Origin of the sequence: Polynucleobacter sphagniphilus, from assembly GCF_029892205.1 — a bacterium.
Classification (GTDB): Bacteria; Pseudomonadota; Gammaproteobacteria; order Burkholderiales; family Burkholderiaceae; genus Polynucleobacter; species Polynucleobacter sphagniphilus.
The window spans coordinates 414,108-437,975 of sequence record NZ_JARXVX010000002.1; the positions used below are offsets into that span (position 1 = coordinate 414,108).

Consider the following 23,868-nt stretch of genomic DNA (forward strand, 5'->3'; position numbering starts at 1 on the left):
GATTAACTTCCCATTGTTGGTGTCAAAGTGAAACCAATCCAGCGACCACAGATGATGATTGAGATCCACAAAAGCAAGGAGATCAATCCAGCCAATCTAGCTGATAGAGGAATGTGATTGCCCACCCCCCAATCAGCCATATCTCGACCAGTGATTTTCTGAAAAATCATCATATTGATTCCGGCACAAATTAACAGGCACATTTTTGCCAGAAAAAAGGCATTGTGAGAATAGGTGATTGCTTTACTAATAAAGAGTAGTGACCCAGTGATGAGCGCAATACCAAAAGCAATCCACGTCAATGGCAGAATGGCCTCACTCACCCTGTAGATCGTCTTTTCTAAAAAGGCCAATCCCATCAATCGCAAATCAACCAGGGCGAGTGAGCCAAAAAAAATTGTAATGGCCAAGACATGAATAGACTCTATCCACGGAAATAGGTAATCATTTTCGCTAATTAATACCGCAAGCTGCGAATCGTTGAGCCAATTTAATAAATCAATGATTGTGTTCATTAGCATGTAGGACTCTTATAGGTAGGCAATCCAACGGCCCGCAAAGACAATCCCAATCCAAAGAACTATAGAAGTGAGGGCAAGAAGTTTTGCAAAGAATTGACGCTGATGACTCTTTTCCCAATACTGAGGATCTTGATTTGCGGTTTTTTTAAAGATAAAAAAGATCAGGAGAGCGCTTAATAAAAACAGCATTTTTACTTGAAAGGCGATGTTGGCTAGTGACCTTGCCGGCTCACCAACAATCATTGCTACACCAGTCAACAGCAAACAGGTCAGCGCTAAATAGATGGCGGGCGAAAAACGCTTGATTACTAAATTTAATGGTCTATCCGAAAAACCAAAACCCAATATTCTGGCGTTAATCATCAAAGTAGAAATAAGAATTGCCGAAATTGAAAGAATGTGAATGACTTGCACCGCTGGCACAAAAGATTCACCATGATCCTGAATCCATATACTGAGCTGTGTGCTTCCAATTGAAGCGCAGAAGTTGAGTAGGGCAGCTGTTCTCATGTCTCTCTGATATTCTTTCTTGTGATTGATTTTAACTCAGGGCTACATTACTAGACCGATGACGCAGATCAATATTTCACAACTGATTCAGCTGTTTTTACTAATCCAAGAGATCAAATTTTGGCACCCTCTTTTCCATAAACGCCGTCAGAGCCTCTTTAGCGGCTGGGCCCTTGAGTCTTTGCATGAAAGCCTGTGCCTCAATAGATATTTGGTCCAAGATTGCGGCCTTCACCCTGCCGCTTTTTAGCAACGCTTTTGTTTCCAGAATAGATCCCAAAGGCAGGGCCGTTAAAGCCTTGGCACGCTCATGCGCATATGAAAGAGAGGATTCCTCAGAGATAACTTTGTTTACAAAACCCATTTTGTACGCCTGCTCCGCAGTAAGAGGTTCACCAAAGAACAATACCTCGGAAGCGATTTGATGACCGACTAGACGAGGCAGTAATAATGTAGCCGCTCCCTCGGGAACAAGGCCCAAGGCCACAAATGGAAATATAAATTGAGCATCTTTCTGGGCGTATACCAGATCACAATGGAACAGCATAGTCGATCCAATGCCTACTGCAGGTCCATCTACTGCAGCGATCAGCGGTTTCTTAAGTTGAGCTAGCGCTCCTAACAAAAGAATTGGGGGAGCTGTCTCATCAAAACTGGATTGAAGAAAATCAGCAATATCATTACCAGCACTAAATATTTTTCCAGAGCCACAAATCAAAATCACTTTTACTGCGGGATCTAAATCTCCCGCGATCAGCGCATCTCTCAATTGCAAGTACATTGCGCCAGTAAAAGCATTCTTTTTATCCGGGCGATTAAATTGAATGGTCAGAATGCCATCTTGCTCATGACATTGAATCATTAATCTTTACCTTTCATGTGGCAGTAGAAAGAAGTGACAAAGCAATAAATACTAAGTCGCCTCTTTTGATATTACTGCGCCGGCGCAGGGGCTGGTGACGCTAAAGGCTTACCCTTTTCAACAACATACACACCAACCAGTTTGATAGGAGTAGTCCCTTCATTTTTTGCACTATGAACTATCCCAGCAGGAACTACAAATCCTTCACCCTTAGAAATCTTACGTGGCGGCTGTCCAGCAACAAACAGCACTATATCGCCATCGGCTACATAGCTGATCTCATCACCCGGATGAGTGTGCCAATCCGCCACACCGCCGGGAGCGATTTCAACACGCGCAATCACTGCTTCACGATTGGGAACGGAAACATCCTCTTTCAGCACTACTGATCGTGTTAAACCTACGCTCTGAGAATATACAGAGGCACTAGCGCCAAATATAAAGACACCTGCAGCAATGACAATCCCTTTTACTAATTTCATGATGAGTTCTCCTGATTTATATTTTTAATATTTTTCTATTGTCAACATATTACCCCCAGAGACAAGGGCTCCGGCATGATTGATGGATGTTTTGAGAACTATTTGGGAGAACGAGAGTGCCTTAACTTTAGAAATCAGCCCAAAAATTCGACTGATCTAGATCATTCCAGTAGGTGGCCAGTCTTAACAAAGATAGTGCAGCCCTCTTTACTAAACGGCTGATGCAGGCTCATATGAGGGCTTCTAATCCAAGAACCAGCGGGATAACGACCATGCTCATCCTCAAAGACGCCATCGATTACAAAGATTTCTTCACCGCCATAATGTCTGTGTGGATTGAAATAGGTTTGCGGAGCCCACCGTACTAAAGTCGATCCACTACCTTGGCGCATTAATGGCATTACATGCAGACCTGGAACCATCCCTTGATACCAATCCGCCGTTTTCGCATCAATCACTTCTCCACTCTCTTGATCAGGGCCCAGATGTCGTAACTTCACAAACAATGTGCAGCCAAAATCACTAAATGGCGCATGGGAAGAACCAGGGGGATTCATGATGTATGAACCAGCAGGATAATCACCAGACTCATCGCTAAAGATCCCATCCAAAACGAAGATTTCCTCACCAAATTCATGGAAATGCATTGGGAACTTCGATCCAGCTTGGTAGCGAACAATGGAAGTTGCTTTTGCCACTTCACCACCACAGCGCTCAAGCATACGCCTCTCAATCCCTAGCTCGGGGCTCGGAATCCATGGCAGATCATGGTGATTAACTACAACCTTTTGACTGTAATCGGCGTTGATATTCATTGCGGGGCTATCTATATTCACTATCAATAAAGCATAGCAGATGGTGCAAATCCTCGTTGAGGAGCCATTCTTTCCAGTCTTTGCAAATTAGCCGGAAACATACTCAAAGCAAGTAATCAAATATATCTGTAGTATGAATAAGGCTCACTCATTTTGCGAGTGAAGCACACCATATTACGAGGAACATCGCATGAAACTTCACTCTCTATTGATAGGCGCTCTCTTAACCCTCTCCAGTCACCTAGTCTTCGCAGAATCAGTTGATTTTATAGAACCCAAAAATGGTGCAATTGTTAGCAGTCCATTTAAAGTAATTTTTGCGGTTACAGGAATGAATGTGGCACCCGCAGGTGATATGACGCCCAATACAGGGCACCATCATCTCCTCATTAATGCCGAAAGTATTCCCGAAGGCACCGTAATCCCGATGGATGAAATGCATAAGCACTTTGGCAAGGGTCAAACTGAAACTGAAGTGACACTCCCCCCAGGTAAATATAAACTCACTATGCAATTTGCCAATGGAGCACATCAGTCTTATGGCCCGAAGCTTGAGAAATCAATTGAAGTCATAGTCAAATAGGATCATCTCACTCACACTGATAAAGCTCAATCATGTATCTGAAGTTGCTGGCCCTGTTAGCATTGAGCTTATCTATTGTTAGCCTGTCTCAGGCTGACGAAATATATAAAACTGATCCTGAGCACACCTTTGTCAGTTTTAGCTATAGGCATCTGAATTACTCTGTTCAAACCAGTCGATTTGATGCGGTCAGTGGCATAGTGAGAGTCAATGATAAAAATGATGGGGGAAGCGTAGAGATGACCATCAACACCAACTCCATCAGTACTGGGTCACCCACTTTCAACCACATCCTTCAATCCGAGGACTTTTTTTCAAGCGAGAAGTTCCCTCTAGCTACATTTAAATCCGATAGTATTATCTTTAATCAAGATGATATCTCCGCAATCTATGGTGAGCTCACCATCAAGGGGATTACCAAGCCAGTGCGCATTGAAGTGGATCACTTTAATTGCAGTAGAAACCTACTTACCCTTCAATACATGTGTGGCGCAAACGCAAGCGCCAAAATAAGCCGTTCTGATTTTGACCTGGGGAAATATACGCCCTTTGTTGGGGATGAGGTAACACTCAATATTGTTATAGAAGCATCAAGGCAATAGTCGGCTTTGGCAATACTTTAAAGCCTATTTTGCCAACCACATTGCCCTGTAAACCCCGTCGGGGTCATGGTCCTTAGCTTGCTTCTGAACATTAAATGGTCTTCCACCGCGTGGGTCTGTACCACCTCCGGTGATATATAACCAATTTCCTTGATTGCTATATACATCGTAGTCAATTAATTGAGATTCAAACCAAGCGGCCCCTGCACGCCAGTCGCCCTTCATGTCATAAATCCAATAGCTTGCTAGCACTTGGCGCATCCGATTTGATAGAAAGCCAGTTTGTTGAAGTTCACGCATGCCGGCATCAATCAAATCCTCACCTGTGAGACCAGAACTCCATTGGTAAAACTGTTCCTCATGAAAGCTATTTGGCTGTTGCTTACCCAAGCCCTTAGGTTGGTAAAGTTTCCTTCCGTACTTAAAGTGCAAAAAACGGAAATAATCCCTCCACAATAATTCGAACCAAAGCCAATACGTTCCATCATTAGCGCCATGTATTAACTCGTAATTTTTAAGTCTGTCAGCGATCACTCTTGGCGATAAACACCCAAGGGATAACCAAGGCGAGAACTTACTGGAATAATCCATGCCCATCAGCTGATTACGAGTTTGTTTATAGGTATCTGGTAGTCGCCTATCTAAGTATTGAGACAAGTGAGCTAGACCACTGCACTCACCGCCTACAAATGGGGATTCACTTTGTTTACTCAATAGACTCTCCCGCTGCCCCTCATGCTGATTCAAGCAAGGCAAAGGCGGGATGAATTCTGGCGCCACTATTGGGAGCGCATAAGAAAGGCCATCACGCTCGATATCCTGGCGAAACCTCGTAAAGATATCGGGCATATCTTTCAAATCAAATGGCAAATCTCTTGGATCTAACATACTGGATTGCCAAAATTGTTTAACCTTAAATCCCAGACCCTCAATGACAGTAACTTGGTCAAGCTCCTCGGGAGCTTCAATTTGCTCACAGTACACCAGTCCAGATTGGGTCTGATCTCTCAGCACTTGCATTATTTCTGCTGCATCACCCTTGAACTCCAATAAGGTCGAACCTTTTGCAGCCAATTGACTACGAAGATCCTTTAGGGAAGCTTGTAAAAATGCTTTGGCGTGATTGGCGATTCTTGGGAACCCCCAATGAGTCAACTCATCTTTGTAATTTGCATGGATATAAATGGGCAAAAGAAGAGTGGCATCTCTACATGCTTCCTTAAATGCCGGGTTATCTTCTAGGCGAAGATCATTCCTAAACCAGTAGATGATTGTGGTCATTTTTAACTTAAGGGTATGACTTGATTTTTATATGACCCTGTCAGGGCTTTTTTAACAATCTTATAAATATCGAGGTCAAATTCGGCATCGCCAGAGTGTGTGAGCTCAGATATCTCATCCTCATTGATCGCTGTACCCAGATAACACCACTTATCCAACACAATCATTTCACCGCCATCATTAATGGCGATTGGACCTTTAAATGGCCAGACTTGTACCTTGTATAAGCTCATTGCAGTTTTAAGCTGCAGATTATGCATTTCCGCGGGGGTCAATCCTATACAGGCACCGCCACATTGTTTTACTTGATACCCAAAACAAGCCTTTCCCTCTTCGCCCTTTTCCAACCCAAGCAGCACCTCACATAAGCGATATTTTTTAGCCACTGCCCTTAAGTAGGAGTGAGCCTCTCTTTTGCTATAAAACAATCCATACAAATTATCTTGAAGACCTGGGGATAAATCTTTGTGGCTTTTCAGCACTGGTTTCAATATTCCAGCTAAATCCTCTTCCAAACTCCATGCACACAGATCTTTGGAGCGTCGAAGTTTGATATTCATGCTGGGCATCCGCTCTTTGATGAGCCTAGATTCCAAAATGAGTGCGCTTAATTCTCCGCTGGTTTCTATCCAGTCAATATCCCTCACTTGCAGGGATAGCTTCATTTCCTTACGCTGGGTTAACGCTCCCTGAAAATGCCCCATCACTCTACTGCGCAGAGAAATGCTTTTGCCAATGTATAAGGGAAGCTTATTTTCTCCATAAAAGATATAGCACCCTGGCGCATCTGGAATGGAATCAATCAAGCCTTGATCGATATTGGGGGGCAGGCTGGCATTGCCTATCAGCTGGTGAATAAGCTCTATTAATCGCTCTTTACCAACTTCTTTTTCGCAAACTTGCCAGAACTGAAAAAGTAAATCTGCATCACCGAGCGCCCTATGTCGCGCACTCACCTCTAGATCATGAGCCTGAATAATGGTGTCCAGGTTATGACGAGCTTGATCGGGGAACAGCAATCTGGAAAGCTTGACTGTACACAGCACTTTAGGCTTGAAATCAATCCCCACTCTTTTGAAAGAAGCCTTCAGAAAGCCATAATCAAAGCGAGCGTTATGCGCTATGAAAATTTTTCCCTCAAGCTCTTCTTTTATTTCTTTTGCTACATCCTCAAAAGTGGCTTGATTCGACACCATATGTTGCGTAATACCGGTGAGTCTTTGTATATTTTGCGGAATAAAGACTTGGGGATTAATTAATCTCTCCCAAATACTCACCTTATTTTTGAAAAACGTTTTAATTCCGATTTCCGTAATACGATCTCGTTCGAAATGTGAGCCCGTAGTTTCAATATCTACAAAAGCAAGCGCAGGATACTCCCCTGATTGATTTTTCATGAAAATGCAAACGCAACGAAAATAGCTGAAACCATGGACCCTTGATTATCCTAAAACGCTTTAATTAGGGGTGCGGTTTAGGTAATTAGCAAAGTCAAAAACTGAATTTGGACCGCGCAGAACTTCCTCCGCCTTCTTGAAATGAGTCAAAACTACCTTTTTAATCTCGGCTGTGTGTTTTTTTTCTCGCTTCAATTGAGCTTGAGGCTCTTTGGGCAAATAGGATTTGCGCTCTGGCGCCGTTTGCAACTCACTAAATACCGGGACATGGTCCTTAATAGCAGAGGCTAAAGTGACATTCGAGATGCAGCTCATCATATAAGCCTCAAGTGACTGATACAGGTCTTTGGCAATGTCCGCTACTTCTACTTTTCTTTTTTTGATCTGATTCATTGCCAAAACAATGTCTTTAATAGTAATCACTCTAGGATCTTTGGAAAGTTGATAGCCACCAGTACGCCCTTTAACGCCAACCACCATTCCTGACTCCCTTAAAGGACGCAGTAACAATTCAATTCGGCTAATGGATAAATGCTGTCGTTTGGCAATCTCCGGAACTGGTACTAACTCACCATTTGGCGAATGGCTTGCAATATCGATAAGGGTATTCAGAGCTGCTTTGACTGCTTTGGTGATTTCCATGACGTTTTGACAAAAAAATGAAGTTGGGGTTAGTATGAAACCGAATGAATCATCATGCTGCTATGCATTATTTAACCCTTTTTATCTCATGGTTGATACTACCCAAACCCCTTATCCACTCACCACTCGATTATTGAGATGGATTGCGTATATTTTGGCTGGAGGCACCCTCATACAAGCCCTTGCTTGCGCAATGATGTACTTTTTCATCTTCGACTCGCAGGCAGCCGGCATGAAAGCTGACCTTTTGGTCCAGCATCTTTCATATTATTTTTTAGGGGGAGCATTCATCCTATTGAGCGTTTCCAATGTATTAATTAAAAGAGGTTTGTTCCAACTAAAAACAATTCGCACTCCGACGCTCGTTTTCATATTGGATCTCGCTTTTACAAACTTTCTTCTGATACCCCGTAGGGATTACTTGCGCGAAACAGCCCTACATGATGGCATGCCTGTCATGCTTTCACCCTTCGCCAACTACTTTTTAATATTAAATTGCCTCACCCCACTCTTACTAATGACGCAGATTTCCCTAAGTAGCCTAACCGCATGGCGTCTTAGCAGATTGACATCATCTCAAGTGGGCCCAAACTGAAGAAATTAAAGCAAGTTGCTGCTCTCGCCTCAAAAACTGACCGAGCTCAATACGCAGATTAGATTGACTGATAAAGAATGTTTTTCCGTCTCCGATGGGTAATTCTATTTTTACCCACTTGGTATTAAATTCATACACTGTTTCTTTGTAGGCAATAAATTTTTTGACAATTAGTCGACTGCCATCAATTTCAATTGATTCAGAATCGAGCGCGTGTCTACAGTAAATTAAAAACCCTGCAGTGACAACGCTCAGTTCGATGCATGTGAAAATCAAAATAACCCAAACACCAGCCAATAAAAAACCAGTGGCTACCGTCGCCGAAATGCAAACTAAAGCAATATAAAACCTAAGGAGCTGTTTTGGCGTGAGTGCACAATTTCTTCGCATTTGCCAAGTTTTCATACCAAACTCGCTTGCCTAGAAATTAAGCAGTATTTTTTCGCTCTTTAGATTTAGCCAGCTGATCAGCACTTCGCTGCTGGAAGTCGACCATGCTGTGATAACCCATTTGATAGCATGGACAATGTTTTCCTAATATCCAACGGGCAAGCTTGATGCGTAGTTTTTGTATCATTCTGTTTCTCCAGGTATCAAGGATCCAATGTAATCGGAAATTGCATTTATTGCAGGGCGGACCTCAAAAATTGAAATAAATGGTTTTAGCCTTACTTCCTATTGAGCAGAAAATCTACAAATCCATTACATTGATCAGATGAATGATCTCAATGTTGCCTTACGCAAAATTCCCTTGTTTCCTCTGGAAACAGTCCTTTTTCCTGATGGGGTCATCGCTCTAAAAATTTTTGAAGCACGCTATCTAGACATGATCAAGCAGTGCTTACGTGAAAAAACTGAATTCGGCGTAATTAGCATCATCCAACATCAAGATGACAGTCATGACAACCCAACCCCAAGATTCTCTAGCGTTGGTACTCTTGCACTCATCGAGGACTTTGATCCAATTCAACCCGCTTTATACATGACCAAATCATTTGGAACGCAGCGCTTTCAGTTACTCAGTAGCTCTCAAGAGGCAAACGGTCTGTGGGTTGGTGAAATCATGCTTTTGGAAAAAGATCCGCTTATCCCCATTCCTAAAGAACATCAGCGGGTAGCAAATTTATTAGACGAAATTATTACAATGATTCAGAGTGAAAATTTATTAAGCGATGCTCCGTTTAAGAAGCCCTATATGACAGAAGACTGTGGCTGGGTATCAAATCGTCTCGCAGAGCTTCTACCCATCTCTCTTGCACAAAAAAATCATTTGCTAGCCCAAAACAATCCTCGTATCAGGCTAGATCTTATTTCTGAAATCATTGAAGATGATGATTTAAAAAATTTCATGATGCATTAGCGCCATGCTTGATGATTTGATTCGTAAAACGATCCGAGAAATGGTTGGCGGGGGCGGCCCCCCAGTAGCATTCCTGACCCCCAAAGGAGATCGCGGTCTATTCGGACCAGAATCTGTCGCATGGAAAGTACATGCAGACTTTATCTCCATGATGATTGGAGGAATCAGCTCACTCATCTTGCAAGCTCTTCATCCTCAAGCCTTAGCGGGAGTGTGGGATCACTCAAGTTTCAGACAAGATCTCAAAGGTAGATTAGGCAGAACGGCATTTTTCATAGCAGCAACGACCTATGGCTCTGTCGAAATGGCCAACAATATTATCGAGAAGGTAAATCAAATTCATACCAAAATTACCGGCTTTGATGAATTTGGGAAACCGTATTCCGCTACAGACCCCCATTTACTCTCTTGGGTGCATCTGACCGAGACTTATAGCTTTATGGGTTCCTTTGAAGACTATCGACACGAAAAACTGAGTGCCCAAGACAAAGATCAATATTTTTTGGAGATGAGCTTTATCGGGAAAAGAATGGGTACAAGTGATTTACCGGTTACTTATCAAAGTACCAGCGAGGCAATTAAATCTTACATTCCCGAGCTTTACTTTGGAGAGCGCGCTAGAAGTATTGTGCATTTATTAGAAAACTTTCCAAGTAATCTCACTGCAAAACCTTTTATAAAGCTCATAAGCCGAGCCGGCATGATGAATTTACCTGACTGGGCCTTCCCTCTGATTCAGAGGCCCACCCCAAGTTACATTGAACGCTTAGCAGTTAAAAAGAGTATCAACTTTATTGCAATACCTGTGCGTGAGGCTCTTAAAGATGGGGTGGCTGCCCACTCACTTCGTAGAGTTTACGGATAATTTCCTGAGAGAGTGATCATGATTACTAACTATCTTTTATCTGGCATGGTTGGCATCATGCTCTTTTTTACTGTGGTAGTAGCTCCTACTGTTTTTAAGGTGTTGCCGGTTGAATGGTCAAGCAAATACGTGCGGATTTTTTTTCCAAAGTATTACGCCACTCTAGGGTTGCTCACATTAATCTGCATATGGACTGCCTCAGACTCAATCAGTAGAGCATTGCTAGGAATCTGCGCAGCGTTATTTGCCCTTACCCTTTTCTACTTAACCGCGAAAATAAATAAGGCCAAAGATAGTGGACGTAATAGGCAATTTCACCTACTTCATGGAGCCAGTGTAGTAATTAACCTTTTCCAGTTAATCACTTTTATCTATCTTCTGGTTAAAGCACCCTAAAAATCCTTATCCAGCCCCAGAAGGCCTACTTTTCAGGTTTGAGTGCAGTGGGATCTTCGGTTTGATTCTGATTGGCGTTTCGCTGGGAGTTGAAGCTAGGCGCAGTCATTTTTTCACCATCCCAAACTTGCCCACACCAGCATTCTCCTGCATCATTAATAATGCAAACACCCGATCCACAGCATCGCTTATCTGGGGCTTTCATATTGAACCCTTCATCAATTGATGAAACATCCCATAAGCAGCGCCAGTCCACAAGCCAGCTATAACTAAAATAGAGATTAAGAAACCCAATCCACGTTTTGCTGGATTGAGTTGATATGAAACGGCATACCAAACTCTAGCAATGAGCCAAATCACACCGGAGTCCCCTGCACCTTTATCCCCAAGGAAAACAGCATAGAGCCACAAGGCCGGTAGAAACATAAGCACGTTTTCAATAGTATTGAGCTGAACCCGGTAGGCACGATCGAAAAGTTCATGTCCAGAAACTGCAGGAGCCTTCACTTGATATTTGCCTCTAGCCCTTCCTACATTAAAGCTGAGGACGAGCATCAATAAGATGGTGAGCAAAGTAATAAATGAGGTGTAAAGATACTGACTCATTGTAGGACCTCATCAAGAAATAAGAATTAAGGATATTCTAGAGTTTTTATTGATTTTGCGCTCAGGCCATACTCCCTTCATGAATCAAACAAGCTTATTTGAAATCGATATAAAGCAAGCCAAGCTAAACCGATTACCAAAGGATGGTTCTGTTTACTATCAATCGGCCTTTATGGATGTCGAAAGTAGTGCCCAATTCATGCATCATCTGCAACATTCAATTCCATGGGAAGCAGATCAATTAATCCTATTTGGTAAAAAAATCACCACTCGTCGCAAAGTAGCCTGGGTGGGCGATCCGCAATGCACGTATACCTACTCTGGCGTCAAAAAAGAACCTCGAGTATGGACCCCGGAATTACTAGTCATTAAGGATCGAATGGAAGAGCTTGCCCATGCAGAATTTAATTCTTGCCTACTCAATTTCTACCATGATGGGGAAGATGGCATGGGTTGGCACAGTGATGATGAGAAAGAGTTAGATTCACAATCACCCATTGCCTCATTAAGTCTTGGTGCTACCCGTAAATTTGCTTTTAAGCATAAACAAGATAAAAAAACTAGCACCCTTTTACTGGAGAATGGTAGCGCCCTGGTGATGCACCCACCTACCCAAGAATTTTGGAAACATGCCTTACTAAAAACAAAAACGATTCATTCGCCCAGGATTAATTTAACTTTTAGAAAAATGAAGCTTCATCATGCATGAGCAAAATTGCTCCGAAATCAGCGTTGCTATCATTGGTGCTGGCATTTCAGGATTAAGCTGCGCTACTCGCTTAAAAGCACTCGGCTACCAAGTCAGGGTCTATGAGAAGAGTCGTGGGGTAAGCGGTCGCATGAGTACTCGTAGCACAGCAGATTGGAATGCTGATCATGGAGCTCAATATTTCACAGCGAGAGATCCACTATTTATTAATGAACTCAAACAATGGATCAAAGACGATGTAGCTGCGATTTGGGAACCACGTCTTCAGGTGTTTAAGGCTGGCGAGTGGCAAGATAGCGCCTCTAAGGAAAATCGCTATGTAGGCAATCCTGCAATGAACACCCCTGGTCAATATTTAGCCAAAAACTTAGTGGTTAAATTAAACCAAACCATTCATCATATAGCCTATGATCAAGGCAAATGGTTACTGCATAGCCAAGAGCATGGCGCCATCCAGGAGCAATTTGATTGGCTTGTTTTGGCACTACCGGCACCACAGGCGCTGGTGATTACTCAATCAATAGATCGGCCAATAGAAGAAGTTGTCAAGCGAGCAAATATGCAAGCTTGCTGGACAGTGATGGCCACCCTTACAGAAAAAACCAATATGCCATTTGATGCGGCTTTCATTAATAGTGAGATTATTAGCTGGTTATCACGAAACAATTCAAAACCAAACCGAGCAGGAATGGAGACGTGGACCATCCATGCCAATCCACTGTGGAGTCAAGTATGGGTGGAGCGGGATAAAGATGAGGCTGCCAAGGAAATTCTTGATTGCGCAAAAAGACTGGGCTTGAATTGCGATGCAGCCAAAATATCGATTCACCGCTGGCGTTATGCAAGCGGACATGCCGCTCCAATCTCTGGCTTTAGACTTTGTGAAGATCTAAAACTAGGCTACTGCGGGGATTGGCTCAATGGAGGCAGAGTGGAGGGTGCCTGGCTCAGCGGCCACCATTTAGCCTCCCAAATTCAAAAGACACAACACCAAACCAATTTATAAAGCCCCTTATGCAATCAAACGCCTGCATTGAATTAAAAGATCTGAAGCTTCAAACACAAATTGGCACCTATGGTCCCGATGCCACCGTACCCAAAGAACATCTATTAGATTTAACGCTATTCATTGACTCAAAACTAGTCTTCATTGCAGAAGACCTCATGGAAAATGTGTTTGACTATGATCCACTAGTCCTGGAGATTATTCAGATTGCAGGTCATGGTCATTACGAAACTCAGGAAAGACTCATGACGCGCATCATTCAAATTTGCTCAAAATACCCCGAAATTCAATCGCTGGAAATTAGCTTGAGAAAATCACCAGTTTTTGCAAACTCTGGCTCACTCGGCGTTCGCCTCTCGATAGATCAGAACACCTTAGCTGATATTAGAATCGCTTAAACCCTGATCAAAGCACTCCCTTCATCTTTTTGAGTCTAAAAACTATGAGAACACTAATCTCCCTGCTCATCGCTATCTTACTGAGTTTTTTTGCCTTACAGGCCAGAGCCAATCTTGCAAATGATCTAGATGATGGTCAGCATATATTACTCATGCGCCATGCTGATGCGCCTGGTTATGGTGACCCGGCAGGCTACCAAATAGATCAATGCTCCACACAAAGAAATTTGGGGGATAAAGGTAGGCAGCAGGCCATCTTGGTTGGACAGTGGTTAAGTACTCAAGGCATTCTATCTGCAAATATCTTTAGCAGCCCTTGGTGTCGCTGTCTTGATACAGCAAGGCTGTTAAATAAAGGGCCGGTCAGCAGCACCCCTGTGCTTGGCTCTTTTTTTGATGATGCGCGTACGGCCAAAAAACAGACTCAGGATTTAGAAAAACTCATTCAAGTTCAACTCAAAGAAAATCCAAGAACACCGCTTATCTTAGTTACTCACCAGGTCAATATCGAATCATATATCGGGAAAAATGTCAGTACCGGCGACATCATCCTGGTTAAGGTAGACAAACATGGTAAGTACATATCCCAACAAATTTACCCCAGCCCAGCTTTTTAAATATAAGCAAACTGCACGGATGAAATAGGTTTATTAGGCCTTTACCCATTCCTTGGATTGCTCAGATAAGTGTTTTTTAAATATAGTTGCTATCGGCGATAACTTCTTACCCTTTGGACTCACAATATGCCAACTCGACTCTATTGGGAATTCTTTACACTTTAAAATGGCGACCTCTTCTTGATCAGCTTTATCGCCAAGAGAATATTGAGAAAGTACGGCTACACCCAAACCACCTATCACTGCCTGCTTAATAGCCTCATTGCTACCTAGCTCAAGCCTAACATCCGGTTTAAATTTCAATCTTTTGAAATGCGCATCCGCTGTCATTCGTGTGCCGGAGCCTTTTTCTCTAAAAATAAATTTATCGCCTTTTAATAAGGCAATCTCAATATTTTTTTTATTAGCAAAGGGGTGTGCCTTAGATGCTACCAATACCAGGGGATTTGGCATAAACACTTCGTCTTCAATATCTAAATGCACTGGTGGCTGAGACATGATGTATAGATCATCCAAGTTCTCTTCTAGCCTATTGACCACGCCGTCCCGATTTAATATTTCTAAGGCAATGTCTATTTGTGGATATTTCGCACAAAATATTCCCAATATTCTTGGAATGAAATATTTGGCAGTACTCACCACAGCCACCTTTAACTTACCCCGCGTTAATCCTTTGACCCCATCGACCTGCTGCTCAAAAGCTTCCCATTCACCAGATATTGCTCTAGCCGTTTTTGCTAATTCATGACCCATTTGCGTTAGATGAATTTTTCTGGCCACCACTTCATAAAGTGGCACCCCAATAGCATCGGTGATTTCCTTGAGCCCCATCGACGCAGTGGGCTGAGTTACATGAACCATGCGAGCCGCTGCACTCACACTGCCAGTCTCGGCCAAAGCCATAAAAAGGCGTAATTGCCTAAAAGTAATATTCATAGGTATTTATCTATATATAACTATCTTAATTTCGATTTTACTTTATATAGTTACCTTCCTAGAATGAGTCCAAAAGGAAATATATGACCAATTTACTAGACCCATCCATTCTGTTTTTCATCTTCGGCATCTTTGCTGGCTTGGTTAAATCTAATTTAGAGATTCCACAGCCCATCTCTCGCTTTCTGTCGCTATACCTCCTCATGGCGCTGGGATTAAAAGGTGGATTTGCGCTCAATAAATCTGGATTTACCCCTGAAATTGCCCTTAGTCTTGGGCTGGCAATCACACTAGCCATTTTGATTCCACTGCTAGGCTACAACCTTCTCAAGCACAAGCTTGACAAACTGGATGCTGCTGCAATTGCTGCCACGTATGGATCAATTAGCGCAGTCACCTTTATCACCACCACCCAAGTCTTAGATCAAAACGGCATTAGCTATGGGGGGCATATGGCTGCAGCGATGGCACTGATGGAGTCGCCTGCAATCATCATCGCCATCCTGCTTGCAAACCATATTAGGCAAAAAAATCTCGATAGCAAAACCTCCAATACATCATTAGGTAAAGTGTTGCACGAGTCATTTACTGATGGCGGGCAGCTTCTTTTATTGGGATCACTGGTCGTTGGCTTGATATCAGGTGATGCCGGTCATAAAGTCATGGCGCCATTCTCGATTGATTTATTCAAAGGCCTATTGGCATTCTTCCTGCTAGACATGGGCTTGGTTGCCGCCAAAAGTATCAGTGAACTTAAAGGGAAGCCGCCTATTACTCTGGCATATGCTTTCATAGCGCCGCCCGTTCACGCGCTCATTGCGCTGAGCTTATGTCACTTATTTCATGTACCGCTTGGCGATACGATTCTACTAATGATTCTGGCAGCAAGCGCTTCCTATATCGCGGTGCCAGCCGTGTTGCGTCATGCTATGCCGGAGGTGAATCCCGCCCTCTACATGGGGATGTCACTAGGTATTACCTTTCCTTTGAATATTATTTTAGGAATCCCTATCTATAGCGCAATTGCTAACTATTTTGCTTAAAGGATTTGACAGTCAATATGCCAAACGATCTCAAGCCTTATCTCGGATTACAGGCAAGCCTTTTAACTCAGCACGGTAAAGAATCTGTTATTTGCCCCCTACTGCTGAGTACGAATGGCCTAGAGGTAAGCCATGTCAATGGGTATGACACTGATAAATTAGGAAGCTTTACTCGCGATATTCCAAGATATGGTTCGCAACTAGATGCTGCCAGGAAGAAAGCGAGGATAGGTATGGAGCTTGCGGGCACCCAAATAGGCATTGCAAGCGAAGGTGCTTTTGCAAATGATCCTTTCGCTGGAATAATTCCCTGGAATTACGAATTAGTCATATTGGTGGATGATATTCATGAGATAGAAATCACTGGCTTTTATGGTGGTGAAGCCCAAAGTGCGAACATGCTAGTATCGAGCTGGGATGAGCTCACCGCCTTTCTACCTGAGGCTCGGTTTCCAAGCCATCACTTGGTTATAAAGCCTGATGATGAATACCATCTTGAGTGTCGCAAAGGAATTGACACCATTAGATCACTTAGACAGGCCTATGACTGGGCCAGAAACCTCTCTAAAAAAGGCAATGTATTTGTAGAGAATGACCTACGAGCCCACATAAACCCGACTCGGATGGAAAATATCCTGAAGGCAACTCAAGATCTAGCTAAAAAAATGACTTCGCTTTGTCCTGGATGCAAATCCCCGGGATACTCAATTACGGAAACTAAAAAAGGATTGCCTTGTTCTCATTGTGGAGTCCCGACAAATCTCCCTATCGCTAATATCTGGTCATGCGTTAAATGTGGAGACAAAAAAGAAGAGTTGATTGCCAATCAGGTCACTGCTGATCCGGCTAAGTGTCATTACTGCAATCCGTAACAACCAGCGCCACCTACCTCGTAGGATTAACCTCACATAAATTAACCCCAGAAAGGCGTTGTTGACCATCGCCTGTAGGCATTGGGTATCTACGAGTGGAAGGGCCGGCTTTGATCACTTGACCAGGTAGCGCTCTACCTAAAATAGACTCAAGCTCATTTGCACATGAGAGTAAATCTGTTAAGTTCACTCCGGTGTCGTACCCCATCGCTTGCAACATATGCACCATATCTTCAGTGCATACATTGCCACTAGCACCAGGCGCAAATGGGCAACCGCCCAGACCACCCAATGAAGCATCGAAATGGGTTACCCCCGCATTCAGTGCCGCCATGACATTTGCCAAACCCATGCCTCTGGTATTGTGAAAATGGGCAGTAATGACCAAATCAGGCCATCGATTGACTACTGCATGAATCAAGCGCTCAACTTGTCTAGGATTCGCCACACCCGTGGTGTCGCATAGGCTAATCTTTGAAATTCCTAAGTCAGTTATTTTTTGGATATAAGTTAACACCTGCTCTTGCGGAATGTCGCCATCGAATGGACAACCAAATGCCGTTGAAAGCGATACATTAATACTTGCAGAATTACCAACGAGCTTGGCAATCTCAGAAAACTGTTTAATGGATTGATCAGGAGTCATGCGCAAATTAGCAAGACTATGGCTTTGACTTGCTGACATCACCAAATTAATTTCATCTACTTCGCATGCTAAAGCACGCTCACACCCCTTTAGGTTGGGCACTAAAACCGCATACTCCACGCCCTTAACGCGCTCTATTGCGCGCATCACTTTTTCGGCATCCGCTAATGCAGGTATCGCCTTAGGCGAAGAAAAAGATGTGACTTCAATCTTCGCCAGACCGGTATGAGAAAGGCTATTGATCAGATGAATTTTCTGCTCGGTTGGAATGAACTGTGACTCTATTTGAAATCCGTCCCTCACCGCCACATCCTGTATATATAGTTTGGTTGGCATATGCTTCTCGATTAAATAACGCCTTGTTCGTGCAAAGCAGCAATGCGCTCCTGTGCATACCCCAAATCATGCAAAATTTGATCGGTATGCTCTCCAAGCTGAGGGCCCAACCAATGCGTTTGCCCAGGTGTTCCAGAAAGCTTTGGCACAATTCCAGAAAAATGAACTACATCACCATTCGGAAGCGTATGGGGTTCGAGCATTTCTCGCGCCTCATAATGGGGATCAGAAGAGATATCTTTTGCAGTATAGATTCGACCACTTGGTACCTCTGCCTTATCCAAAATGGCCAGAGCATCTTCCAATGGATGTCGAGTGGTCCAATCTGTAATTGCCTGATCAAGCATATCTACTTGCTGAACGCGTCCCTCGTTATGGGCCAAACTAGGATCGTCTGCAAGATCACTACGCCCGATAGCGTGCATCAATCGCTTATAAATGCTATCTGAATTTCCGGCAATGATGATGTAATGACCATCTGCACATAAATACGTATTAGAAGGTGCAATCCCTGGTAATGAGGCACCTGAGCGTTCGCGCACAAAATCAAAAGCTGAGAACTCTGGAATTAAACTTTCCATTACACCGAATACTGCCTCGTATAGGGCAACATCGATAAACTGACCCTCACCTTGATTGACCTTGAGGTGATACATGGCCATTAATGCACCGATCACACCATATAAAGAGGCTAATGTGTCGCCAATACTCACTCCAACACGAACGGGAGGACGGTCGGGGTAACCAGCCAAACTTCTCAAGCCACCCATCGATTCCGCAATCGCAGCAAATCCAGGACGATCTTTATATGGGCCAGTTTGCCCGTACCCAGAAACCCGCACCATTACTAAAGCGGGATTAATTTGCTTGAGTTGCTCCCAACCTAAGCCCCACTTTTCCAATGTGCCTGGACGGAAATTTTCAATCACAATGTCCGCCGTCTTAACTAAATCACGCACAATTTGCTGACCCTCTGGTGCCCTTAGATCCAGTGTCATAGACTTTTTATTTCTACTTTGGGAATACCACCACAAAGATGTCCCATGATGAAGCTTGCGCCAATTTCTCAATGGATCTCCATTCCCGGGGGATTCAATCTTAATCACCTCCGCACCAAATTGCGCAAGCAAACTTGCAGCATAGGGACCTGCAATCAGCGTTCCCAATTCGATTACCTTCATTCCTGCGAGTGGCATTTTTTTTGCTGTGGCTTCGCTCTGATTACTCATAATTTATTTCTAATTTATCTCAATCTTTGACTGATTTATTCTGGCAATGGTTTGCCTCTTGTTTCAGGCATAAACCAAGGAACTACTAAACCAATCAGATAAATAAGGCCGATACAAGTAGCGGCCTGCGGAATACTGCCAAACGTTTTAATAATGCTACCAGCAATAATTGGGAAAACCCATGCTATCAAACGTGCCGCATTAAAGATGAAAGATGCAGCAGTTGCTCGAACACTAGAAGTAAAGAGTTCTACTGGATAAATAGCCATCCATGAATAGGCAAATCCTAGAGTGAAGAAACCATTGATAAAGGCAGATACCATCAATAACTCAATTGAGTGCACTAGCTGATAGGTAATCACCGTAGTGATTAAAGACCCAAGATAGGTAAAAAATATGAAAGATCTTCTACCAATAGCATCAGCCAAAAATCCTGAGATCAGATATGCAACTACTGCCCCACCGGTATACAACAAAGCAGCTCTTAAGCCCCAAATAGCTGGGGTCAATTCACCGCCAGCTTTTGCAATTTGTACGGCGTACTCAGGCAGCAATGCTGAGATTGCCCACCAACCAACAGTCGTAGTGAGGGAAAGCATAAAAGCCAAAATAGTCCGCTTGCGACTCTCTGGCTCTCTAAATATCTCAGTGAGAGTAAATGGTCGCTTAGCTTGCTTTTGCTCACCGTCAACTGATTCGGTTGCAGCCCAACGTTGTGCTCGAATAGCTTGAACCCATTTCTCAGACTCATCTACAGCACGGCGAATATAGAGACAGAAGAAAGCAGGTAAGGCACCCACTACGAAGACTAGGCGCCAAGTATCTTGTCCCAAGGGCATTGTTTGCGAGAGTACAAACCAGGTTAAGGCAGCAATGAGTGTTCCAAAGCCAAAGCCAGACTGCAAAAATCCAGCGCCTTTTGGTCTGGCATGATTGGGCCAGGTTTCAGCCAGTAAAGCCACTCCCGTACTCCATTCGCTGCCCATTGCAAATCCAGTGATAAAACGGAGAAAACAAAATACCCAAAAATCATTGGCGCAGGCAGTGAACCCTGTAAATAAAGCATAAAAGAATACGGAATAGACCATCATCTTTTTTCGTCCAACATAATCGGCCATGATTCCACCAACCATACCCCCCATACCCCAGCCCAATAAGGTAATACCGATTGCTATGCCTGCATAAATTGCTTTGTTTGCAAGCATCTCCGGGGTGAGCATGGTCTTGAGCACAAAAGGCATCACAATAAATAATGCATAAGCCTCATAACCATCAAAAACCCAACCTAACCAACTGGCCGCCAGCACCCTCCAGTGTTTTGGATTTAAACCTGTGTACCAACGTAGTTTTATCCCTTGACTACCGGGATTAATGGTGGAATTCATAAAGTCTCACTTATATTATTTTTAAAAAATAGGGTTGAAATAATTTCAAAATATTTTATAGATAAACTCAGTTCTAGTTGATTGGACAACTGGATGCGCTTTTTGGGCCTTTAAAAACCAAATAATTTTGCCGGTGTCTTGCATAAGACAATATCCTTGTCTTCCTTATTGGGAATCCAATCCGATAAAAGCGTCAATTCTTTCGCATAACTCTCCGAAGATTCAAATTGGGTATGAGGCCAGTCACTCCCCCAAACCATCCGATCGTAGCCAAGGTATTTTTTTAGCAAAGGCATTGCTTCGAGGGCAGTTCTCTCGCCTGCGCCATTATTGCCGTTTCGATATGCCCCTGAAACCTTAACCCAAATTTTTCTAGAACTCTCCGCCTTATTCAGCATGAACTTAAAGCCTGGATCATTAATGCCCGACATTGGATCAGGTCGACCAAAATGATCGACAACCAACTTGATATCTCTTGGCAATAAAGCCTGCAGAACAGTCGGCAAATCAGCCGCCTCTCGATGAATTTCAATTTGCCAATCCAATGACTGAATACGCTCTAGGAAAGCTGGCCATTGATCTTTTGAAAAATTCGGCAATTCTTGACCAACTAAATTCAGTCGGATTCCTCTAATGCCATCGCGATCTAATGCCTTCATCTCATCTAAAGTGATGGCGGGATCGACTACCGCAATACCCCTCAAACGATTTGGATACTGACGCAAGGCCTGAACTAGATAAGAGTTATCAGTTCCTAAAAAACTAGGCTGTATTAATACTCCTCTACCAATATGGTTTTCATCTAAAACATGCAAATAATCTGCGAGATAAGCATCATATTCAGGAGCATAACGCCTCGCATTGGCAAGCTTTAGACCGCGGTGGAAAATATGAGCATGGGTATCCATAGGGACTAATTGTTCATTCATTTTTTCAACTCCAAGCGCTTCAAGGGTTGGCAGAGTCAAGCCCGCCAAGCCACCCATCATCATTTTTACTGCGTTGCGTCGATTCATAAAATATCCCCACGAAAACTTACGCTGTTACGGCCGCTAAATCCCTTCCCTTGGTCTCTGGCAAGAAAAAGACTGCGATCACCACCAGGGAATAGGCTAGAGAAGCATCAATCCCAATTGCGGTCCCAAGACTCATACTGGAACTCATGTGCCCTACTAGCACGGGAAATCCTGCTGAAACGATGCGACCAAAGTTATAACAAAAACCAACACCAGCGCCCCGGACTTCGGCGGGATAAAGTTCATTGAAAAGTGCTCCTAAACTTGCGGGGATTCCAGCCGCAAAAAAACCTAATGGAAATCCAAGCAAAAGCATTTCTCGATCTGTTAAGGACAAAAAGGTATAGAGCATCACTGTTAGTGCACAGCAAGCAGCGAAGAGAATGAGGTTTAGACGGCGCCCAATACGATCTAATAAATAGGCGCTAGCCATACATCCACACCAGAATGCCACAATCACCACCGCTAAATAACCGCCGGTACCCAATACCGATAGATGGCGTTCACTCTTAAGGAATGTTGGAAGCCAAGTCATTAAGGCGTAATAACCACCATGAGCTCCGACACCAACTAAAGCCCCTACGATAGTGATTCTTAATAATTGAGGTTTAAAAATTCCTAAAAATCCCATCCAGTTCAAAGATCTAGAATTCGATTTTTCCCTTTTTGCTGGTTCTGGAATATTTTTCCTAATATAGATAATTAAAAAAGCTGGCAAGATTCCAATTGCAAACAATATGCGCCATGCCTCAGTTGGCTCAAGCAAAGAAAAGATTAAGGCATATAAAAGTACAGCGCCACCCCAGCCTATTGCCCATGCACTTTGCACCATCCCCATGGCCTTCCCACGATGTTCTGGACGAATCATTTCCGCCATCAATACCGCACCCGCAGCCCACTCTCCGCCAAAGCCAAATCCCTGTAATGCCTTCAGAATCAACATTTGCGGGAAGGTTTGAGCGAATGCCGAAAGGAGCGTAAAAAATGAGAACCACAAAACAGTGATTTGTAGTGCTCGAACGCGACCCATGCGATCGGAAACCGAGCCCATTAACCAACCCCCCAGGGCTGAAGATACCAGCGTCACGCCACTTATTAAGCCGGCCTCTGTACCACTTAGGCCAAATGTTGCAATAAGTGCAGGTATCACCAAACTAAACATTTGCACATCTAGCGCATCTAGCGCCCAACCGGCAAAACAAGCCCAAAAAGTTTTTCTTTCGACAACGCTAACTTCTCTGTACCAACTTAGCATCTCTGTCTCCTTTAATGGAATTAGAATATCTATTTTCAAATCAATTGACTTCGGCTGAATATTGGAATGCCATAGCATCTCCAACGGATGTTCGGAACTCAACAACCATTCCAGATATATCAAAGGCCAATCTATCGACTCGAACCCCTGGGTGTCCCTCTCTTAGATTCAAGGCTTTAGCATCGCTTTTTTTAAGTAGCTCAAAGCTTACGGTATCTTTGGCCTTAATTACCGCCACATCGCATAAGCTGGCATACATTGGATAGAGCAAGCTCTCGTAATCTTGGGGAGAAATCTTGAGTAACTTTTTAAATTTTGGCAAAGGGATATATATTGTTTCAAAAAGTACTGAAATTCCATCAATGAATCGTATGCGATGAAGCTTAAATGCGCTCTTAGTCGTCCAAGCAGTTAATTCCGATAGAGCATTGTCCACTAGAACCTCCTTTGCCGATAACACGGTCGCAGTTGGGATTGCCTGATTTGACCCTGAAACGTTCCCCCGAAAAAATCGTAGCATCGATTGGCCGTTTAAGCCGCCACTGACAGTAGTACTTTTTCCATGACGCTTGACTAAAATTGAATCACTGACAAGCTCAGCAATAGCCTGCCTGATTGTTCCTACTGCAACACCATACTCTTTTGCCAAAGATGCCTCGGATGGAATAGCTTGCCCAATCCCCCAAGCCCCTGACTCAATTTTCTTTTTAAATATGGTGACGAGATTAACGTAACCCAGCGAACTCTTTTCTATCACAGCACCCCAATGTCTCATCTACTCATCTATATGAGTTAATAAATAGATATTCGGCTAAAAAAGAAGATTTCACTATCAGATAAAACCCTTAGAGTCTTACCCATTCAGACTGATCGGCACAGCACCGAAACAATCGAACCCTTAGG

At 43.4% G+C, this 23,868-nt stretch carries 31 protein-coding genes; 11 read left to right on the top strand and 20 right to left on the bottom strand.

Annotated features, from left to right (window positions below):
- Positions 1 to 2: 2 nt before the first annotated feature.
- The 5 genes from M2125_RS06430 to M2125_RS06450 form a co-directional block, all read right to left on the bottom strand.
- Positions 3 to 521, bottom strand: a complete 519-nt coding sequence (locus M2125_RS06430; RefSeq protein WP_083657538.1) for a DUF6644 family protein — start codon at positions 519 to 521, stop codon at positions 3 to 5.
- Positions 522 to 530: 9 nt separating this feature from the next.
- Positions 531 to 1,031 (bottom strand): DUF6644 family protein, encoded by a 501-nt coding sequence (locus M2125_RS06435; protein ID WP_076023896.1) that lies wholly within the window; start codon positions 1,029 to 1,031, stop codon positions 531 to 533.
- Between the two features lie 100 nt (positions 1,032 to 1,131).
- On the bottom strand, positions 1,132 to 1,893 hold the full coding sequence (locus M2125_RS06440; RefSeq protein WP_280742727.1) for an enoyl-CoA hydratase: 762 nt from the start codon (positions 1,891 to 1,893) through the stop codon (positions 1,132 to 1,134).
- 71 nt (positions 1,894 to 1,964) lie between these two features.
- A complete protein-coding gene (locus M2125_RS06445; protein WP_280742030.1) occupies positions 1,965 to 2,375 on the bottom strand; it encodes a cupin domain-containing protein in 411 nt (136 codons plus the stop codon).
- 161 nt (positions 2,376 to 2,536) lie between these two features.
- The gene (locus tag M2125_RS06450; protein ID WP_280742728.1) at positions 2,537 to 3,190 is read right to left on the bottom strand and encodes a cupin domain-containing protein; all 654 of its coding nucleotides are present in this window, start codon (positions 3,188 to 3,190) and stop codon (positions 2,537 to 2,539) included.
- A gap of 190 nt (positions 3,191 to 3,380) precedes the next feature.
- On the opposite strand from M2125_RS06450, the gene M2125_RS06455 reads away from it, so the two are divergent.
- Both M2125_RS06455 and M2125_RS06460 read left to right on the top strand, forming a co-directional pair.
- Positions 3,381 to 3,773: a DUF4399 domain-containing protein gene (locus M2125_RS06455; protein WP_277542470.1), complete on the top strand. Its 393-nt coding sequence runs from the start codon at positions 3,381 to 3,383 to the stop codon at positions 3,771 to 3,773.
- A gap of 32 nt (positions 3,774 to 3,805) precedes the next feature.
- Positions 3,806 to 4,375, top strand: a complete 570-nt coding sequence (locus M2125_RS06460; RefSeq protein ID WP_076023900.1) for a YceI family protein — start codon at positions 3,806 to 3,808, stop codon at positions 4,373 to 4,375.
- A 24-nt stretch (positions 4,376 to 4,399) separates the two neighbouring features.
- Here the strand turns inward: M2125_RS06460 and M2125_RS06465 are convergent, their stop codons facing one another.
- The 6 genes from M2125_RS06465 to M2125_RS06490 form a co-directional block, all read right to left on the bottom strand.
- Positions 4,400 to 5,656, bottom strand: coding sequence for a DASH family cryptochrome (locus M2125_RS06465; protein WP_280742730.1), 1,257 nt, complete (start codon positions 5,654 to 5,656; stop codon positions 4,400 to 4,402).
- A 2-nt stretch (positions 5,657 to 5,658) separates the two neighbouring features.
- Positions 5,659 to 7,053, bottom strand: coding sequence for a 3'-5' exonuclease family protein (locus M2125_RS06470; protein WP_280742731.1), 1,395 nt, complete (start codon positions 7,051 to 7,053; stop codon positions 5,659 to 5,661).
- Positions 7,054 to 7,113: 60 nt separating this feature from the next.
- The gene (locus M2125_RS06475) at positions 7,114 to 7,695 is read right to left on the bottom strand and encodes an RrF2 family transcriptional regulator (protein ID WP_280742732.1); all 582 of its coding nucleotides are present in this window, start codon (positions 7,693 to 7,695) and stop codon (positions 7,114 to 7,116) included.
- 130 nt (positions 7,696 to 7,825) lie between these two features.
- Positions 7,826 to 7,954, bottom strand: a complete 129-nt coding sequence (locus M2125_RS06480) for a hypothetical protein (RefSeq protein ID WP_277542477.1) — start codon at positions 7,952 to 7,954, stop codon at positions 7,826 to 7,828.
- 312 nt (positions 7,955 to 8,266) lie between these two features.
- Entirely contained in the window at positions 8,267 to 8,695 is a 429-nt protein-coding gene (locus tag M2125_RS06485; protein WP_280742733.1) for a DUF2244 domain-containing protein, read from the bottom strand.
- 22 nt (positions 8,696 to 8,717) lie between these two features.
- Positions 8,718 to 8,867, bottom strand: coding sequence for a hypothetical protein (locus tag M2125_RS06490; protein ID WP_158025480.1), 150 nt, complete (start codon positions 8,865 to 8,867; stop codon positions 8,718 to 8,720).
- 138 nt (positions 8,868 to 9,005) lie between these two features.
- Between M2125_RS06490 and M2125_RS06495 the strand changes: the two genes are divergently transcribed.
- Genes M2125_RS06495 through M2125_RS06505 form a run of 3 tightly spaced genes read left to right on the top strand, consistent with a single transcriptional unit; the run spans position 9,006 to position 10,911 of the window.
- Entirely contained in the window at positions 9,006 to 9,650 is a 645-nt protein-coding gene (locus tag M2125_RS06495; RefSeq protein ID WP_280742734.1) for an LON peptidase substrate-binding domain-containing protein, read from the top strand.
- A gap of 4 nt (positions 9,651 to 9,654) precedes the next feature.
- A complete protein-coding gene (locus M2125_RS06500) occupies positions 9,655 to 10,515 on the top strand; it encodes an oxygenase MpaB family protein (RefSeq protein WP_076023905.1) in 861 nt (286 codons plus the stop codon).
- A gap of 18 nt (positions 10,516 to 10,533) precedes the next feature.
- Positions 10,534 to 10,911 (top strand): DUF4149 domain-containing protein, encoded by a 378-nt coding sequence (locus tag M2125_RS06505; protein WP_076023906.1) that lies wholly within the window; start codon positions 10,534 to 10,536, stop codon positions 10,909 to 10,911.
- A 25-nt stretch (positions 10,912 to 10,936) separates the two neighbouring features.
- Here the strand turns inward: M2125_RS06505 and M2125_RS06510 are convergent, their stop codons facing one another.
- The gene (locus M2125_RS06510; RefSeq protein WP_076023907.1) at positions 10,937 to 11,116 is read right to left on the bottom strand and encodes a hypothetical protein; all 180 of its coding nucleotides are present in this window, start codon (positions 11,114 to 11,116) and stop codon (positions 10,937 to 10,939) included.
- Positions 11,113 to 11,517 (bottom strand): MAPEG family protein, encoded by a 405-nt coding sequence (locus tag M2125_RS06515; protein WP_076023908.1) that lies wholly within the window; start codon positions 11,515 to 11,517, stop codon positions 11,113 to 11,115. Before M2125_RS06515 ends, M2125_RS06510 begins: the two co-directional genes overlap by 4 nt.
- Before the next feature lie 79 nt (positions 11,518 to 11,596).
- Here M2125_RS06515 and M2125_RS06520 point away from each other — a divergent pair, with 79 nt between their 5' ends.
- From M2125_RS06520 to M2125_RS06535, 4 genes are read left to right on the top strand one after another with little or no spacing between them, the layout of a single operon-like run.
- Positions 11,597 to 12,226 carry an alpha-ketoglutarate-dependent dioxygenase AlkB family protein gene (locus M2125_RS06520; protein WP_076023933.1) on the top strand — a complete coding sequence of 210 codons (630 nt, stop codon included), beginning with the start codon at positions 11,597 to 11,599 and terminating at the stop codon, positions 12,224 to 12,226.
- Positions 12,219 to 13,232 carry an NAD(P)/FAD-dependent oxidoreductase gene (locus tag M2125_RS06525; protein ID WP_076023909.1) on the top strand — a complete coding sequence of 338 codons (1,014 nt, stop codon included), beginning with the start codon at positions 12,219 to 12,221 and terminating at the stop codon, positions 13,230 to 13,232. The genes M2125_RS06520 and M2125_RS06525 overlap by 8 nt, the downstream gene beginning before the upstream one ends.
- An 8-nt stretch (positions 13,233 to 13,240) precedes the next feature.
- The gene (locus tag M2125_RS06530; protein ID WP_076023910.1) at positions 13,241 to 13,630 is read left to right on the top strand and encodes a dihydroneopterin aldolase; all 390 of its coding nucleotides are present in this window, start codon (positions 13,241 to 13,243) and stop codon (positions 13,628 to 13,630) included.
- 44 nt (positions 13,631 to 13,674) lie between these two features.
- Positions 13,675 to 14,247, top strand: a complete 573-nt coding sequence (locus M2125_RS06535; protein ID WP_277542491.1) for a SixA phosphatase family protein — start codon at positions 13,675 to 13,677, stop codon at positions 14,245 to 14,247.
- 33 nt (positions 14,248 to 14,280) lie between these two features.
- Here the strand turns inward: M2125_RS06535 and M2125_RS06540 are convergent, their stop codons facing one another.
- Positions 14,281 to 15,183 (bottom strand): LysR family transcriptional regulator, encoded by a 903-nt coding sequence (locus tag M2125_RS06540; RefSeq protein ID WP_280742025.1) that lies wholly within the window; start codon positions 15,181 to 15,183, stop codon positions 14,281 to 14,283.
- Positions 15,184 to 15,266: 83 nt separating this feature from the next.
- On the opposite strand from M2125_RS06540, the gene M2125_RS06545 reads away from it, so the two are divergent.
- Together M2125_RS06545 and M2125_RS06550 are read left to right on the top strand one after the other, a co-directional pair.
- Positions 15,267 to 16,226: a sodium-dependent bicarbonate transport family permease gene (locus M2125_RS06545; RefSeq protein WP_076023912.1), complete on the top strand. Its 960-nt coding sequence runs from the start codon at positions 15,267 to 15,269 to the stop codon at positions 16,224 to 16,226.
- Between the two features lie 17 nt (positions 16,227 to 16,243).
- Positions 16,244 to 17,098 (top strand): DUF6671 family protein, encoded by an 855-nt coding sequence (locus tag M2125_RS06550; protein WP_076023913.1) that lies wholly within the window; start codon positions 16,244 to 16,246, stop codon positions 17,096 to 17,098.
- Positions 17,099 to 17,111: 13 nt separating this feature from the next.
- Here M2125_RS06550 and M2125_RS06555 read toward each other — a convergent pair whose 3' ends face one another.
- From M2125_RS06555 to M2125_RS06580, 6 genes are all read right to left on the bottom strand, one after another.
- Positions 17,112 to 18,080 (bottom strand): hydroxymethylglutaryl-CoA lyase, encoded by a 969-nt coding sequence (locus M2125_RS06555; protein WP_277542496.1) that lies wholly within the window; start codon positions 18,078 to 18,080, stop codon positions 17,112 to 17,114.
- Between the two features lie 11 nt (positions 18,081 to 18,091).
- Positions 18,092 to 19,309 (bottom strand): CaiB/BaiF CoA transferase family protein, encoded by a 1,218-nt coding sequence (locus M2125_RS06560; RefSeq protein ID WP_277542498.1) that lies wholly within the window; start codon positions 19,307 to 19,309, stop codon positions 18,092 to 18,094.
- 35 nt (positions 19,310 to 19,344) lie between these two features.
- Entirely contained in the window at positions 19,345 to 20,694 is a 1,350-nt protein-coding gene (locus tag M2125_RS06565) for an MFS transporter (RefSeq protein WP_280742735.1), read from the bottom strand.
- 110 nt (positions 20,695 to 20,804) lie between these two features.
- Positions 20,805 to 21,710: an amidohydrolase family protein gene (locus M2125_RS06570; protein ID WP_280742736.1), complete on the bottom strand. Its 906-nt coding sequence runs from the start codon at positions 21,708 to 21,710 to the stop codon at positions 20,805 to 20,807.
- Positions 21,711 to 21,729: 19 nt separating this feature from the next.
- Complete coding sequence (locus tag M2125_RS06575) at positions 21,730 to 22,965, bottom strand: MFS transporter (protein ID WP_280742737.1); 1,236 nt, start codon at positions 22,963 to 22,965, stop codon at positions 21,730 to 21,732.
- A 40-nt stretch (positions 22,966 to 23,005) separates the two neighbouring features.
- A complete protein-coding gene (locus M2125_RS06580) occupies positions 23,006 to 23,740 on the bottom strand; it encodes a GntR family transcriptional regulator (protein ID WP_277542504.1) in 735 nt (244 codons plus the stop codon).
- Positions 23,741 to 23,868: the final 128 nt, after the last annotated feature.